Origin of the sequence: Glaciimonas soli, assembly GCF_009497155.1 — a bacterium.
GTDB classification, from domain to species: Bacteria; Pseudomonadota; Gammaproteobacteria; order Burkholderiales; family Burkholderiaceae_D; genus Glaciimonas; species Glaciimonas soli.
On sequence record NZ_WINI01000001.1, the window covers coordinates 863,263 to 879,811 of the forward strand.

The window sequence follows — 16,549 nt, forward strand, 5'->3', positions numbered from 1 at the left end:
AACAACACCATGAATATTTCTAAATTCTTCATTGATAGGCCCATCTTTGCCGGGATCTTGTCGTCAGTGATCTTGATCGCCGGTTTGATCGCCATGTTCAATCTGCCGATTTCAGAATATCCCGAAGTGATCCCACCATCGGTGATCGTCAAGGCACAATATCCGGGTGCCAATCCGGAAACCATTGCGGAAACCGTTGCCACACCGATTGAAGAGCAAATCAACGGCGTCGAAGGCATGTTGTATATGTCATCGCAAGCTACCACCGATGGTTTGATGACGCTAACTGTCACGTTCAAACTCGGCGTCTCACCCGATCAGGCACAGCAGTTGGTGCAAAACCGTGTTAATCAAGCGTTACCAAGATTGCCGGATGTGGTACAGCGCCTGGGGGTGACGACCACCAAAAGCTCACCAAATTTAACCATGGTGGTGCATTTGCTATCACCTAACGATAGATACGATATGGCGTATCTGCGCAACTACGCAGTGCTTAATGTCAAAGATAGATTGGCACGCTTGCCAGGTATCGGTGACGTGCAATTGTTTGGCTCTGGCGATTACTCGATGCGCGTCTGGCTGGACCCGCGCAAAGTCGCGGAACGTGGCCTGACCGCCGACGATGTAGTCAATGCAATTCGCGAACAAAACGTCAATGTCGCCGCCGGCGTGATCGGCGCCTCGCCGTCTGTGCCTGGCGTTAGTTATCAGATGTCAATCAATGCACGTGGCCGTTTAAGCACGGTAGAAGAGTTTGAAAACATTGTCGTGCGTACCTCATCCGATGGGGTCGTGACCTATCTGAAAGACGTCGGCAGAGTTGAATTAGGTGCCAGCGAATATGCCCTGCGCTCCCTACTGGATAACAAACAAGCGGTGGCGATACCAATTTTTCAGGCACCCGGCTCGAACGCATTGGAGATTTCCGACAATGTGCGCAAAACCATGGCAGAACTGAAAAAAGATATGCCGGAAGGCGTCGACTACAAGATTGTGTATGACCCAACGCAATTCGTTCGCGCTTCTATCGAGGCGGTAACGCATACCTTGCTGGAAGCGATTTTACTGGTGGTTATCGTTGTCATCATTTTCTTGCAAACCTGGCGTGCTTCCATCATTCCGTTGTTGGCGGTGCCAATCTCGGTGATCGGTACATTTGCGGTGATGCTGGGTCTGGGCTTTTCGATCAACGCCTTGAGTTTGTTTGGTTTGGTACTGGCCATCGGTATCGTGGTCGATGATGCCATCGTGGTAGTGGAAAATGTAGAACGCAACATTGAACAAGGTTTATCGGCAAAAGCGGCAACCTATAAGGCGATGCAAGAAGTGTCCGGACCTATCGTTGCCATTGCCCTGACCTTATGTGCGGTGTTCATTCCGTTGGCATTTGTCAGCGGTTTGACTGGTCAATTTTTCAAACAGTTTGCATTGACGATTGCGATTTCCACCATCATTTCGGCCTTCAACTCGTTGACGCTATCACCGGCCTTGGCCGCGTTGCTATTGAAAAGCCACGGCGCTAAAAAAGACCGTTTCCAACGCGCGATTGATAGTGCATTTGGCTGGTTCTTTGTGCGCTTTAATCGCGTGTTCCATCGCAGCTCGGATAATTACAGCACCGGCGTTGCTTCCATTCTTAAACGTAAATCTGCGGCGCTGATGGTATATGCGGTGTTAATCGGCACGACCATGTTCCTGTTTCATATTGTGCCAACAGGTTTTGTACCGGGACAAGATAAACAGTATTTAGTCGGCTTCGCTCAATTGCCGGACGCTGCATCGTTGGATAGAACCGAAGATGTCATCCGCCAAATGTCAGACATCGCGATGAAACAACCGGGAGTGGAATCGGCTGTCGCCTTCCCCGGTTTGTCAATCAATGGTTTCGTCAATAGTCCAAATTCAGGAATCGTGTTCACCACGCTCAAGCCATTCGACGAGCGCCGTGGCGCAGACCAGAGTGGCGCAGCGATTGCGCAACAGCTGAATCAGAAATTTTCAAGTATTCAAGGCGCGTTCATTGCGATGTTCCCGCCACCGCCGGTACAAGGCTTAGGCACGATCGGCGGGTTTAAATTGCAAATCCAGGATCGCGGCGCACTCGGCAACGAAGCAATGAACGACGCCTTGCAAGCCTTCATGGCCAAAGCACGCCAGGCACCGGAATTGACGGGAATGTTTTCCAGTTTCCAAATCAATGTGCCGCAATTATATGCCGACGTCGATCGGGTGCGGGCGCAACAATTAGGTGTATCGATTCCGGCTGTATTCGATACTTTGCAAATTTATTTAGGCTCACTCTACGTCAATGATTTCAATAAATTTGGCCGCACTTTCCAAGTGCGGGTACAGGCAGATGCGCCCTTCCGGGCCCATGCTGAAGATATCGGCCTACTGAAAACACGCAACGACAAAGGCGAAATGGTGCCGCTATCATCGCTACTGAAAATGACGCAAAGTCACGGCCCGGATCAGGCCATCCGCTATAACGGCTTTCCTTCGGCAGACGTGAACGGCGGTCCAGCACCCGGCTATAGCAGCGGTCAGGCACAAGCCGCAGTGGAACGCATCGCGGCAGAAACTCTGCCACGCGGGATTAGTTATGAATGGACCGAGATCACGTATCAAGACAAGATTGCTGGTAATACGCTATTCATTATTTTGCCGTTGTGCATGCTGTTGGTGTTCTTTGTGTTGGCAGCGCAGTACGAAAGTCTGGCCCTGCCATTGGCGGTGTTATTGATCGTCCCGATGGGCATTTTGTCAGCAATTTTTGGTGTGTGGCTCACTAAAGGCGACAACAATCTGTTCACGCAAATCAGTCTGGTGGTGTTGGTGGGATTAGCTTGTAAGAATGCGATTCTGATTGTCGAGTTTGCACGTGAACTGGAACATCAGGGGCGCAGTATTTACGCTGCCGCGATTGAAGCAGCGCATATGCGGTTGCGCCCGATTCTGATGACATCGATTGCATTTATTGCCGGCGTCATACCTTTGATTACGTCAACTGGCGCTGGTGCAGAAATGCGGCATGCAATGGGTGTGGCGGTGTTCTCCGGCATGATCGGCGTGACTGCTTTCGGCTTATTCCTGACGCCTATTTTCTATGTTCTGTTACGCACTTTGGCGACCAGACTTGGTGGCAAATTGCACTACAAAGGCGAACATCAAGAGCATCACGAACAAGAGGTACAGAGCGCATCGCATGAAGTGACGCCGGCAATAGCGGCAGTCAATCAAGCGCCCCAGACACCTGCTGTGACAGGAGTATAAAAATGAAAAAATATAATTTAACACTGATGACTTTGGTAGCTGCGCTGGTTCTTGCCGGCTGCTCCACTACCAAACCGCCTGAACAAGTCGAAATGAAATTACCTACTCAATATCGCGAGTTGGCAGCCGATTCGACTGAATTAGATGGACATTGGAAACCGGCACAACCTGCTGACGGCAGCGACCGCGGTACATGGTGGGCCATTTTCGGCGATGCAAAACTAAATGGCTTGATCACACAGGCAACGCAATCCAGTCCGACGTTAGTAATGGCTATGGCCAGGGTCAAAGATGCACGCGCCACCGCAGGTCTGGCCGATGCTGATCGTGCTTTTCAGTTAGGAGCAGGTTTTGGTCCGACTCGCCAAGGCAATGCCAGCAGCACGTCAACTCAATGGCAAGCGCAATTGACTGCGTCGTATGAAGTCGATTTGTTTGGACGCCTATCGGACAATAGTCGCGCTGCGCAACTGGATGTGCAAGCACAAGAAGCGGCGTATCGTTCGGTCTTGCTGGCATTGCAAGCCGATGTAGCGCAACAGTATTTTTCGATACGCTCGCTGGATTCAGAGCTCGACGTGCTTCAGCAAACTATCGTCCTTCGCCAGGAAGCATTGCGTCTGGTCGAACATCGTTATAAAGAAGGTGATATCAGTGAACTAGATGTGGCGCAGGCAAAAACTGAATTAGCATCCGCGCAGGCAGAACAAGAAGGCGTAGAACGGAATCGTTCACTGCATGATCATGCCTTGGCGATTTTGCTGGGAAAAGCGCCCGCACAATTCTCCTTAAGCACGTCACCTATCACTGCCGTTACCATCAATATTCCAGCGGGCCTACCGTCTGACTTGCTAGAGCGACGTCCCGATATAGCGCAGGCACAGCGCCAATTAGCCGCCGCCAGCGCTCGTATCGGGGTTGCCAAAGCGGCCTTTTTCCCCAGCCTGGTATTGACTGCTTCTGGTGGCGTGGAATCAGATGCCCTCCATAATCTATTCAAATGGTCGAGCCGCAGTTGGCTGCTTGGTCCTTTGGTCGGATCAATTCTTAATCTGCCGATCTTGGATGGTGGCCGCAACAAAGCCAATCTGGCGCGGGCCGATGCCAACTACGAAAACATGGTTGCGAACTATCGGCAGCAGGTGTTGGTTGGTTTTCAGGATGTAGAGGACAATCTGAGCAGCTTGCGCACTCTGGATAACCAGATTCGTTATCAAGAACAAGCCGTCAACGCCGCTGAGCTGGCCACACGCTTAGCTAATGCACGCTATCGTAATGGATCGACCAGCTATATTGAAGTGATTGATGCACAGCGCTCGAGTCTTGCAACGCAACGAGCAAAAAGCCAAACTGTCGGATTGCGGGCGCTGACCTCAGTAGGGTTGATACGGGCTTTGGGTGGCGGTTGGAGTGATGACGGAAAGGATGTTGCTGCGGTTGCGCTTAAATAGCTTTCGCAAAATCGAATCGGCTTACGGTGAGAGCATTAGCCAAATGCTCTCACCGCGCCATTTTCCGCTTAACCTACGTCAACCTATACAAGTATTAAGACGATGAAAATTCATTGACGGCTGGTGACAGCTTTCTGAGCCTCAGCATGACAAACGCTGCAAGCAACAATCCCCCGCCTGACAAGATTGCTAATGCGTATGACGCACCATAATGATCTGCAATAACACCCGCTCCTAACGATACAGAAGAGGCTGTTACTACATTCCATCGATACGATCGTGCTATTGCCGACGCGATAAACTCTTCAGTAAAGTTACTGAGGATTGCATACCATCCAAGGGCAAGAACCAGATTTGAAAATAGATGTGCAACAAAGACTAAAAAGAGCGACAGCCAAAGATAGTCGACCAGAGGCAGCGACAAATAACAGGCGAGAAATGCAGCTAATAAAATAAAGATCACTCTCCCATCTTTGCTATAGGTGCCAAATCTATCTGGGGAAAGAAGAAACGGGCCCAACAGTTGTCCCAAACTTCGGGCGAACAATAATGGCAACGTTGCAGCCGCACTCCGGCCATTGCTACTTCCGCTCGCGAGTGAGGGAAGCAATGCCATCGCAGGTACCCCAACCAACGCCAGCGACGGCAACGTCAGTAGTGCGAAGCGTTGCTCAATCGTGAGAGTCATCCATTTGACCTTTTTGGAAGCCTCTGGAACTGCATAATCAACACAACCCTTAAAAGAAAAATAAGCGAGAACAATCAGAAAAATTGAAACGCAATAACTTGCGCCATCCAACATCAAAATATTGATAGCTTTGAAATGGCCATATAAAAAACTGCCAAGCCCGATTCCGAACAACGTATTTGAAGCAAATATCACCGTCTCCACACTGGCAGCCGTCGATAATTCGTCTTCGGATAGTCCTCGCTTAAAAACCAGTTCCATGGCCGGCAATGTCATTCCAATGGAAAATGCCGCAAGCAATTCAGCAAACTGAAGCAATATCACTGAGTTGTGCGCTATCCCCACAATCGGTATTGCAAGACCACAAAATCCTATAAGTTCTCCTAAAATAAGAATAAAAAACGGAGAGCGGTAAACTAATAATTTTTCACCAAGAAAGCTGCCTGCCAACCCAGGTACAGTGGCTAATGCGTACGCAATTGCGAGAGCTGAAGATGGCGCGTTAAGGCGCAATAGCTCTCCAAACACGATGACAAAAGTCAAACCCGTACCGATGGATGACGCAATAAATCCCGCGGAAAGCAGGCGCAGCCAGCGGTGCCGCCGCAATGAACGAAATAAAGATTTCAGCATGAGATAACCCTCAAAAGATACCTACGAAAAAAATCGTCGCATTCCAAATAAAAGGAAACGATGAAATATGAAAAATACGTATAGGTATATTTAAGAGTTACATTGGTAAATGGAAAAACGGTGATTGATGCGGATTTTCTTGCCGCCACGTAGCGACGAAAAATCTTATCATAATTCGAATTCAATGCTGCACTTTTGATGTCGTACACTCGTAAAATATGCTCACGTCCAATCTTGAATTCAGAAGGATGCAAGAATGAACTCTCAAACCAAATCCGTCACAGCTCTGCCGATTCACCACTTTGAACAGCAACAAGACTGGACGGCCTGGCTAAAAGAAAATCACAGCACGTCACCTGGCTTATGGTTACAGTTCACAAAAAAGGGAATCGACATACCGTCGGTTTCTTATGCTGAGGCCGTTGAAACTGCGCTTTGCTTTGGCTGGATAGATGGGCAAAAACAAGCTCACAGCGAGCAGTTCTGGCTACAGAGATTTACGCCCCGCTCAGATAAAAGCGTTTGGTCCAAGATCAATAAAGAAAAGGCATTGGCTCTGATCAAAACAGGCGTAATGCAAGCAGCCGGACTCCAGGCGATTGAGAGCGCGCGGAAAAACGGTAGTTGGGACGCCGCATATGACCCTGCAAGCAAGGCGACTGTCTCCAGTGATTTTCAGGCAGCATTGGATAGCAATGCGCGTGCGAAAAGTTTCTTTGAAACGCTCAACAGTGCAAATCGATACGCCGTTTTGTATAGGATTCAAACTGCCAAGAAGGCCGAAACACGTGCCAAGCGCATCTCTCAATTAGTGGAAATGTTAGAACGACATGAAAAAATTCATCCCTGAATAATCATTTCCAATGGTGATGTCATTGCTGTCTGAATGCTCGGCTTTATATGGATGGACTAAAATAGATTTCCAATTGAAAAAATGGTGACCGCGACGTTGCTGTAACAATGTGCCTCGCTCGCGAACCATCTAAATCAGGAGGAATTTATCATGTTCAAACGACAAATTCTTGCGGCCACAGCACTTATCATGGCTTCCATGGCATCAGCCAGTGCGCAGGCACCGCTTATCGAAAAGAATGTATCAATGAAAATGGCATTGAGCATTATTGAAGGTGCACTTGCGCAATGTACGAAGGATGGTTACAAGGTTTCTGTAGTAATTCTGGACAATGCCGGATTAGTACGTGCCTCCGTGCGTGGTGATGGCTCCAACCCGCACACTATGGAATTCGCGCGCAGGAAAGCTTATACGGCCCGTACACGCGGCCAGACTTCCCTCGAATTTATGAAACTGACTAGTAATCCCGCAAATGCATACTTGCTTCAAATTCCTGATGTGGTTGCCGTCGGCGGCGGTGTTCCGATCAAAATCGATAACGTCACGATAGGTGCGGTTGGTGTCTCCGGCGCGCCCGGCGGCGAGAAGGATGAGGTCTGCGCCAACGCCGGGATCGCGACGGTCGCAGGTCAACTGAAGTGAATGGTGACACATCACTAAAATCCTTTATTTGACTATAAAAAAAGCCCGTTCTTCATCGCCATTGCTGGCAAAGAACGGGCTTTTACATTTTGAGCAAGACCTTGTTCAAATACTCTTGATTCGAGTATTTGAACTGGATTCATGTCATTTTTCTGCCATTACGATTTAACTGGCGTTGGCAGGATAGCTTTTTTACAGGTTGGACAAGCCAATGGTTGACCTGAGGTTGGATCGAGTATCAGTTGCGATGTGCTCGGTGTACCAGTCAGATTCAACATGTTATTCAAAGTACCTGCAATAGCATCGTACGAACCAGCGATGCGTTGGCTAGACAACCAGTTGTCTTCGATGAAGCGCAAGATCGAAGTCTGGTCAGTCAGCGTGTGATCGACGTAGTTGGTCTTCGCATAAGGTGAGATCACCAACAGCGGCAAACGTGGGCCATAACCGCAACGACCTTGAGCGCCAGCCTTGCCGGATGCACTGGACAACGCAGTTACTGTTCCTTGCAATGAACCAGCGCCATTCGATTTACATTGACCTGGACCATTTAACGCATCTGCCACACCTGGTGCAGTTAAGCCGTTGCTAGTGAAAATTGCAGCGGCCGTGGTGTTGGCTGAAGGATTCAGGATAGGGCTGGCTTGATGATCGTAAAAACCATCGGAATCGTCATAGGCAATCACGACCAGTGTATTGCTCCAACCCGGTTGCGTTTGCAAGAAATTGACCACTTGCGTGATAAAGGCTTGCTCATCGAGCGGATCGGAATAACCCGCATGACCATCCTGATAACCCGGCGCTTTCAGGAAGCTGACTGCAGGGTAGTTACCAGCTGATACCGCATCAAAAAAGTCATGGATGTCGTATTGGTGATTAGCTGGGTCCAGCGTTTTGCCATCGGCTTGATACGTATTGCCGATTGCCGCGACCGTACTTGGGCGAGCATGCTGCAGATTCTGTGTACTCGCATAGTACTGGAACGGCTCATGATGAGGAATGTAATCGGCTTTGGTAACACCCGTTACAGCAGATGTGGTGGAACGTTTGCAACCTGTCGTACCGTTTGGATTGGTAATGGTCAAGTCAAACCCGCCCTGGAAGAAGCCCCAGCTAACGTTCGCGGCATTAAGCAAATCGCCAACGTTTTTACCGCTCAACTGCGCCGCATCGCGTGTCATACAAGCATCGTTCAAAGGCTGCGCATCACCAGCCAGATTAATGCCGCCTATACCGTCAGCGGACAATTCGCCGTAATAACCGCCGCCAGCAGCATAGTTGCCTGCCTGGCTGGCTGACAAGTTGGTGGCGATAACGCCGTTAGTCTGACCAGAGATCAGATTGATCGCACCTGGTGCCGATGGGCCGAAAGTGGTGCCATACGAGTTATCGTTAAGCGCATAGTGTTGCGCATAGTTCCACATTGCCGTCACGGTATTACCGTCGAAGTAACCCATGGTCAAACCGTTGGTATTCAGTGGCGGCGTCAATACTTGCGGCGCTGCAGAGTTACCTGCACCTAGCGAAGCTGGGAACAAATCCATTGCGCCGCCGTTGAAGCCCATTTGCTCTGCCTGATAATCATGATCCTGATCGGCGATGACCGTTTGCGTGCGGTCTAGACGGAAAGGATTGATCGCATTAACGCCGTTACCGGTGTTCAACGTCGTCGGATTCGCTGTCAGCAAGCTCGCAATATTGAGCGCCGCAAAATTCTTGGTGACATCCAATGGTGTTTGCAGATTATTGACAGTCGGGGTATTCGTTGCGGCCGTGAATGCTGGCTCACCTACCGGATTAGCTGCTTTTGGATAAGTACCAAAATAGTGATCGAAGGAGACGTTTTCCTGGAAAATCACGACCACGTGTTGAATCGGTGTAGCGGCTTTCGCTGCAACTGCCGCTGTCGGGCTGCTGGTCGCCGATGATGATGACGAGCCGCCGGAGTTACATCCGCCTAGCAGTAAAGCGGCTGCAACTGCCACAGTCAGCGTCGGTTTCGCAAAGCCACGCTCTGCAAATGTTGAGTACAGTTTCATTGATTCCTCTAGTTAGTTTTCTTAGTGAGTAATACTGTTTTCGGCTTACTTCTTGTATCTCTCGTTCGATCTGAATTAGGTCGCGACAAAGTCGCATCGCAATAAGAACCCCATTCGCTGACACAGACAGTTCGCCTCTTTTTACTCTTTGCCCTTGATCAAACACGATAATTTATTGGCGTGCCATGCGCTTCCTATCACACCAATATTTGTTGGAATGTCACTTGCCGGATACCACTCGACAGTCACAAAATGACGCAGGGCTGATGCCACTGAGAAACATTCGGAGCTGGATTGTAAGGGCGACTTATTACCGCATGATGACGGCTTTACAGCATGATGTTCTGTTGGATTCATCATCTGATTCGTCGCTTCTGATTGCAAAGCCCCCCATTTCATCAAGATGAAATAATTCAACGTTATTGTGGCGGGTTATTATTTTTTAGATGCGCAACTGCGCTCCTCTGCGTTGTCACTGCGCTGGAAATTTCACCGCTACAGGTCTTAGAGTCTTTATGAATATCAGGTTTCAGCTGCGCTCTGTCTTTGCCACGTCAACTTCTCCACGCACAACAGTTCTTGCGCTTGTAACGCTAACGTTTTTCTTGAGTGCGTGTGATCCTCAGGACAAGGTAAAAGCGCCTGCCATACCGGCGACTCCGCCAATCGCAAGCCTAACTGCGGCATCCATGCCTGTGCCAAGTGTGCAAGCGGCAGCGCTCGCGCGCTTGAATGCGCCGGTTGTTCCATTGAGTGCGGTCGCGGAAGTAGGAAAGAAAATCTTCTTCGATACATCGTTATCCGGATCCGGAAAACTCTCGTGCGCGTCTTGCCACAATCCGAATAACGCGCATGCGCCAGCGAACGATCTTGCCGTACAACTCGGCGGCATGAGTCTGCAAAATCAGGGCGGACGCGCGGTGCCATCGTTGCGCTATCACGAACATGCGCCTGCATTTTCTATCGGGCCTGACACCCAGCCCGATGAAGAAGACAAGGTCGCCACCGCAGCGGAAAATGCCAAAGTGGCCGCTGCTGCTACAGCCCCGATAGTTGCGAAGGCAACCCTGCAATCAGCAGCGGCAGTACAGGCAGTCGTTCCTCAAGGTGGCTTCGATTGGGATGGCCGGGCAACGAATCTGACGGACCAAGCCGGCGGTCCTTTGCTTGCCGCAAATGAAATGGCAAACAAGAGCACCACCGAGCTACTGGCTAAACTCAAGGCAGCGCCTTACGCCAGCGATATGCTGAAATTGTTTGGTCCGGCTGTATTCACCTCATCGAATCTTGCGCTCGGCGAAGCTTATTATGCGTTGGCTCTTTATCAGAAAGAAGATCGTAGCTTCCATCCTTATGATAGTAAATATGACTACTACCTGGCAAAGAAGGTGGAGTTGAGTCCACAGGAAATGCGCGGGCTCACGCTATTCAAAGATCCGAAAAAGGGGAATTGCGCAACCTGCCATATTGAAAAGCCGTCACGCGACGGTCAGTTCCCGCCAGCGTTCACCGACTATCAATTTGAGGCGCTCGGGGCGCCACGTAACAAGGCCATTTTAGCCAACCGCGACCCAAAATATTTTGATCTTGGCATGTGCGGCCCGTTGCGCAAGGATGCGGCCAAACAAACGAATTATTGTGGCTACTTTAAAACGCCGACGTTACGCAACGTCGCCACCCGTCAGGTGTATTTTCACAATGGTGTGTTTCATTCGCTGGAAGACGTCGTGCATTTTTACATGGAGCGCGAAACCAAACCGGAAAAATGGTACCCACGCGGCAAAAACGGCAAGCTCAACAAGTATGACGATTTGCCGGTGAAATATCACGCCAATGTGGATGTGACCGATGCGCCATTCGACAGCAAACCCGGCGTACCGCCCGCGCTGACGGATGATGAGATCAAGGATGTTGTTGCGTTCCTCAAGACACTTAATGACGGTTATCTGCCTGAGGGTAAGCCTGTTGCGAATAAGTAAATGTAGATTAGAAAAAGCACTAAATTCCTCGCAATAAATTAGCCTTGACTAATGCATTAGCGTGTACTAATGTGTAGTAAATGACTGAAACTACTGACATCAACGCGATCATGCGGACACTGGCTGATCCAACCCGGAGAGCCTTGTTCGAGCGTATCGTGAATTCCAAAGAAATTACCGTGGTCGAGTTGACACGGGGGAGCGGCGTGACACAGGGCGCCATTTCACAACATCTTAAGTCGTTGAAGCAAGCCGGCTTGATCGCCGAGCGTCCCGAAGGCCGGAACGTTTATTATCGCGCCCAGCCTGAGGGTCTCGAACCTCTAGTCGATTGGATGAGCCACTACGGCATATTTTGGCGTGAGCGGTTCGTCAACCTCAGAACCATCCTGAAGGAGATTGATCCATGAACAACGCCGTTTTGAAGTCCGACACGCAAGATATAGTGGTTGACGAAGTCTTCCCGCATACGCCGGAGACGATCTGGAAAACGTTGACAGACAATGAACTGATCAGCCGCTGGATAATGGTACCAGAAGGCTTTGCGCCTTTGAAAGGCAAGCACTTCACGTTTCAAACGACACCAGCTGGCGCGTGGGATGGCATGATTCGCTGTCAAGTGCTGGAAGTAGTGCCAAACGAACGCCTCGTATATTCCTGGGTAAGCGGGGATGAGGGGAATGTCGGATACGGCTCACGGCTGGAAACCATCGTCACGTGGAGCCTTTCCAAAGTTGGAGGCGGAACACGCATTCGCATGGTCCATTCCGGCTTCGTCATGCCGAAGAACGATACTGCTTTCCAGAATATGAGCGAAGGCTGGAAGAAGGTTGTTCCGCAAATTGGTGTTATCGCTGGCGATCAGGAATAACGCAACCGAGAGGCTCGTCCTGGTGTGCACTGGACGATATCTTTGCGCAGGGGGGTGATGTGATATCTGCGCGTACGTCGCGCGAGACCGGCGCGCCTATGAAGACCGGGTGATTTGCATCGGGGAGCAACGTCTCGATGCATGAGCACCAAGTCGCGGCTACGCCAATGCGAGCAAAGACTTGGTCGATTTAGAAACGCATACAGGAGTCAACAACGAGAAGGAGTAATTGCCATGGCAGATATTCTACACAGAGTCGGAATCAAATCGTCGCTGGACGATACCTACAAAGCATTGAGCACGCTTGATGGCCTTCGCGCCTGGTGGACCACCGATACACAGGGCGAAAGTCAGATCGGCAAAGTGATCAGATTCCGCTTTGGCAGCGCTGGTTTCGACATGAAGGTTCTTGAACTTGATCCTGCCGGCCGCGTGCTATGGCAGGTGGTCGAAGGGCCGGATGAATGGATAGGTACGAAGATCAGTTTCGATCTCAAGAAAGAGGATGACTTTACGATCATCCTTTTCAGACACACAGGCTGGAAGGAAGCTGTGGAGTTCATGCACCATTGCAGTACCAAATGGGGTGTGTTTATGCTGAGTTTGAAGTCATTTGTCGAAACCGGTAAGGGCGCCCCCTTTCCGAACGACGTCAAGATCGACAACTGGAATTGAACTGATGCGTATCAGGATGAAACACAGATACTTGCGCGTACGTGGCTTGTTAGAAAATTCCAGCCTCCCCTCACAAAAAAAGCTCACATAAATGTGGGCTTTTTGTTTTCTGTTTTTGTATGCTATACAGGCAATGCCGGTCACACATTGGAAACCATCGATAAAGGACAACAATATGTACTACAGCAGCGGCAACTACGAAGCATTCGCCCGACCACGCAAGCCCAAAGGCGTAGAGGAAAAGAGAGCCTGGTTCGTCGGCTCCGGACTAGCCGCCCTGTCGGGTGCCGCGTTCCTGATTCGCGATGGGCATATGCCGGGCAACAGGATCACCATCTTGGAACAACTCAAGCTTCCCGGTGGTGCGCTTGATGGGCTCAAGGAACCGGAGAAGGGCTTCGTGATTCGCGGTGGCCGCGAGATGGAAGATCACTTCGAGTGCCTATGGGATCTGTACCGGTCGATTCCTTCGCTCGAAATCGAAGGTGCCAGCGTACTGGACGAGTTTTACTGGCTCAATAAAGACGACCCGAACTATTCACTGCAGCGCGCTACGATGAAACAGGGCGAGGACGCTCACACCGACGGCCTGTTCACTTTAAGCGAACAGGCTCAAAAGGAAATCATCAAACTCTTTCTTGCCACGCGCGAAGAGATGGAGAATAAACGTATCAACGAGGTGCTTGGACAAGATTTCCTCGATAGCAATTTCTGGCTGTACTGGCGGACCATGTTCGCCTTCGAGGAATGGCACTCTGCACTGGAAATGAAACTGTACCTGCACCGCTTCATCCACCACATCGGCGGCCTGCCAGATTTCTCCGCACTGAAGTTCACCAAGTACAACCAATACGAATCGCTGGTGTTGCCGCTAGTCAATTGGCTACAGGAACGGGGCGTGATGTTCCAATATGGCACCGAAGTCACAGACGTCGATTTCGACATAAAGCCAGGGCGCAAACAGGCTACCCATATCCATTGGATAAAAAACGGCGTCGCTGGCGGAGTTGATCTTGGCCCCGAGGATCTGGTGTTCATGACGATAGGCTCGCTCACCGAAAATTCAGACAACGGCGACCATCAAACCCCTGCCAAACTCAACGAAGGCCCTGCTCCAGCCTGGGATCTATGGAGGCGTATCGCCGCGAAGGATCCGGCATTCGGTCGTCCCGATGTGTTCGGCGCACATATCCCTGAAACCAAGTGGGAGTCGGCGACCGTGACCACGCTCGACGGGCGAATTCCGCAATATATCCAGAAGATTGCCAAGCGCGATCCGTTCAGCGGTAAAGTTGTCACCGGCGGCATCGTGACCGCCAAAGATTCCAGTTGGTTGCTCAGCTGGACGGTAAACAGACAACCGCATTTCAAGCAGCAGCCGAAAGATCAGATCGTGGTGTGGGTCTATGCACTGTTCGTGGACACACCCGGCGATTACGTGAAAAAATCCATGCAGGATTGCACCGGCGAAGAAATCACTCAAGAATGGCTCTATCACATGGGCGTGCCGGTTGAGGACATTCCAACGTTGGCGGCAACCGGCGCAAAGACCGTGCCGGTGATGATGCCGTACATCACGGCATTTTTCATGCCGCGTCAGGCTGGTGACCGGCCGGACGTCGTGCCCAAGGACGCTGTCAACTTTGCCTTCATCGGGCAGTTCGCCGAATCTAAGGAGCGCGACTGTATCTTCACTACTGAATATTCAGTTCGCACGCCAATGGAAGCCGTCTACACACTGCTGAACATCGAGCGCGGCATACCCGAAGTGTTCAACTCCACCTATGACATACGCTCGCTGCTGGCTGCAACTGGTCGCTTGCGCGATGGCAAGGAGATCGACATTCCCGGCCCCGCGTTCCTGCGCAGCCTGCTGATGAAGAAGCTAGACAGCACCCAGATAGGTGCACTTTTACGGGAATTTCAGCTCATCTCCGGCGATTAGATCATTACTGATTACCGGCCAACCGGTGAATGTAAAGGGGTGTATTGCGAACGCGGTGGATTTTTCCTCCAACACGAACACAATACATCCCAACCTCCACAGCCAGGTTTCAATCTGGCATCAAATTTCCATCTAAAAAAATATTTACCTCATTTCATTCATGCCCAACCCTAACAGGGGATAATAGAGGGTAAGTTTGACCGGCGAATTGAGCGTCGCCACAGACCACCGCCACGTTAAGTATGTCAAAAAAGCAGTTTATACGCTGTTGCCCCCCTAGTCGTACGATCGTACTGCCTGCGTCGGGGCGTCTAGCCTAAGCAACTTTTGCGGCGTACTTAATAATCTAGACATAACGTGGCTGGTTTTAATCATGATGATTGGATAATGTATTTTGAACACGACAAGAAACAAGCGCTGGAATGGCAAGATAGAAACGTTGACAAGTGGTTATATCGACAATGTCATTGAAAAAATGGTGGAATATGGGGATCGCGTGCAATTTGCATTAAGCGGCACCGGTTTACGCCCACACTATCAAGTCATTAATAGCACCAATAAATGCATGGCCTTCGACAGTAACAATCATTTGTTGCACCCGAAAGAACATGAATTCGTTGGCAGCAATGCAACGGCTATTTTCTCGTTAGAGCAAATTAAAGCGGCAAAATCAGGTGTTGCTACTAAAGCCAGCGTTGCTCGCACTGGTCGCGTTACTGCTATTGGCGGTGTAAGACGCACTGCGGCAGCCAAAGCACAAGATCTCGTGAACGCAGCGAAGTACGAATATTTTAAAAATAATCGCCATACGCTGCCGGATGAAATCGGTGAATACTCAGACAAAATTACACTGCTGATGCAAAACGGCATGTCCGCTGAAGACGCATTTGGCGAAGTGGTGAAATTGCACTTTTAACAGCATGATATGCAGCCAGGATTATCCTCAGTACGTCTTCTGTTAGAACCCCAGGTAACATCTCATGCAGATGAGATGTTTCTTCATCTTCAAAACCCCGCGCTGTATACCTATATCCCCTCCGATGTGCCACAGAATCTGGTGGCGCTCCGGCTGCGCTACACCAGACAAGAAAGTCGTCGCTCTCCAGATGGATCAGAAGCCTGGCTCAATTGGATCGTGCGCTTAAAAGGTAGCATCGGTAGTGATAAAACGCCGTGCATCGGCTTTGTACAAGCAACAGTATGCTTGCAAGAGAAAACTGCCTTGGTTGCCTACACTGTTTTTCAGGAATTTTGGCGTCATGGATATGCCAAAGAAGCGCTCACATCCATGTTGGATCACCTTTTTGCACATTACGATTTGAGCGCAGCAGAGGCGCTGATTGATACGCGCAATATTGCTTCAACGTCGCTGGTCGAAGCAGTCGGATTCACGCAAGTTGAATTTCTGCCACAGGCAGATTTTTTTAAAGGCGAACATAGCGATGAATATCGCTATCGACTTGATCGCTCTCCCATAAGTAATTCCGCATAAATATTTAT

The 16,549-nt window shown here is 50.1% G+C and carries 13 protein-coding genes; 11 read left to right on the forward strand and 2 right to left on the reverse strand.

From position 1 onward, the window contains the following. The first annotated feature begins 9 nt into the window (after positions 1 to 9). Positions 10 to 3,273, forward strand: a complete 3,264-nt coding sequence (locus tag GEV47_RS04000; RefSeq protein WP_153233381.1) for an efflux RND transporter permease subunit — start codon at positions 10 to 12, stop codon at positions 3,271 to 3,273. Positions 3,274 to 3,275: 2 nt separating this feature from the next. Then, complete coding sequence (locus GEV47_RS04005) at positions 3,276 to 4,724, forward strand: efflux transporter outer membrane subunit (RefSeq protein ID WP_153233382.1); 1,449 nt, start codon at positions 3,276 to 3,278, stop codon at positions 4,722 to 4,724. Positions 4,725 to 4,818: 94 nt separating this feature from the next. On the opposite strand, the gene GEV47_RS04010 is transcribed toward GEV47_RS04005, so the two are convergent. Beyond that, positions 4,819 to 6,045 (reverse strand): MFS transporter, encoded by a 1,227-nt coding sequence (locus GEV47_RS04010; RefSeq protein ID WP_153233383.1) that lies wholly within the window; start codon positions 6,043 to 6,045, stop codon positions 4,819 to 4,821. A 256-nt stretch (positions 6,046 to 6,301) separates the two neighbouring features. Here GEV47_RS04010 and GEV47_RS04015 point away from each other — a divergent pair, with 256 nt between their 5' ends. Together GEV47_RS04015 and GEV47_RS04020 are read left to right on the forward strand one after the other, a co-directional pair. Beyond that, positions 6,302 to 6,895 (forward strand): YdeI/OmpD-associated family protein, encoded by a 594-nt coding sequence (locus tag GEV47_RS04015; protein ID WP_153233384.1) that lies wholly within the window; start codon positions 6,302 to 6,304, stop codon positions 6,893 to 6,895. Between the two features lie 153 nt (positions 6,896 to 7,048). Beyond that, positions 7,049 to 7,540, forward strand: coding sequence for a GlcG/HbpS family heme-binding protein (locus GEV47_RS04020; protein WP_153233385.1), 492 nt, complete (start codon positions 7,049 to 7,051; stop codon positions 7,538 to 7,540). A 158-nt stretch (positions 7,541 to 7,698) separates the two neighbouring features. On the opposite strand, the gene GEV47_RS04025 is transcribed toward GEV47_RS04020, so the two are convergent. Beyond that, entirely contained in the window at positions 7,699 to 9,579 is a 1,881-nt protein-coding gene (locus tag GEV47_RS04025; protein ID WP_153233386.1) for a phospholipase C, read from the reverse strand. Between the two features lie 689 nt (positions 9,580 to 10,268). Between GEV47_RS04025 and GEV47_RS04030 the strand changes: the two genes are divergently transcribed. From GEV47_RS04030 to GEV47_RS04060, 7 genes are all read left to right on the forward strand, one after another. Next, a complete protein-coding gene (locus GEV47_RS04030; RefSeq protein WP_153233387.1) occupies positions 10,269 to 11,558 on the forward strand; it encodes a cytochrome-c peroxidase in 1,290 nt (429 codons plus the stop codon). Between the two features lie 80 nt (positions 11,559 to 11,638). Next, positions 11,639 to 11,968 carry an ArsR/SmtB family transcription factor gene (locus GEV47_RS04035; protein ID WP_153233388.1) on the forward strand — a complete coding sequence of 110 codons (330 nt, stop codon included), beginning with the start codon at positions 11,639 to 11,641 and terminating at the stop codon, positions 11,966 to 11,968. Continuing rightward, complete coding sequence (locus GEV47_RS04040) at positions 11,965 to 12,429, forward strand: SRPBCC family protein (RefSeq protein WP_153233389.1); 465 nt, start codon at positions 11,965 to 11,967, stop codon at positions 12,427 to 12,429. The genes GEV47_RS04035 and GEV47_RS04040 overlap by 4 nt, the downstream gene beginning before the upstream one ends. Positions 12,430 to 12,663: 234 nt before the next feature. After that, positions 12,664 to 13,104 carry an SRPBCC family protein gene (locus tag GEV47_RS04045; RefSeq protein WP_153233390.1) on the forward strand — a complete coding sequence of 147 codons (441 nt, stop codon included), beginning with the start codon at positions 12,664 to 12,666 and terminating at the stop codon, positions 13,102 to 13,104. Positions 13,105 to 13,279: 175 nt separating this feature from the next. Next, the gene (locus GEV47_RS04050) at positions 13,280 to 15,049 is read left to right on the forward strand and encodes an oleate hydratase (protein WP_153233391.1); all 1,770 of its coding nucleotides are present in this window, start codon (positions 13,280 to 13,282) and stop codon (positions 15,047 to 15,049) included. 394 nt (positions 15,050 to 15,443) lie between these two features. Next, the gene (locus tag GEV47_RS04055; protein ID WP_153233392.1) at positions 15,444 to 15,965 is read left to right on the forward strand and encodes a beta/alpha barrel domain-containing protein; all 522 of its coding nucleotides are present in this window, start codon (positions 15,444 to 15,446) and stop codon (positions 15,963 to 15,965) included. A gap of 9 nt (positions 15,966 to 15,974) precedes the next feature. Further along, entirely contained in the window at positions 15,975 to 16,541 is a 567-nt protein-coding gene (locus GEV47_RS04060; RefSeq protein ID WP_153233393.1) for a GNAT family N-acetyltransferase, read from the forward strand. Positions 16,542 to 16,549: the final 8 nt, after the last annotated feature.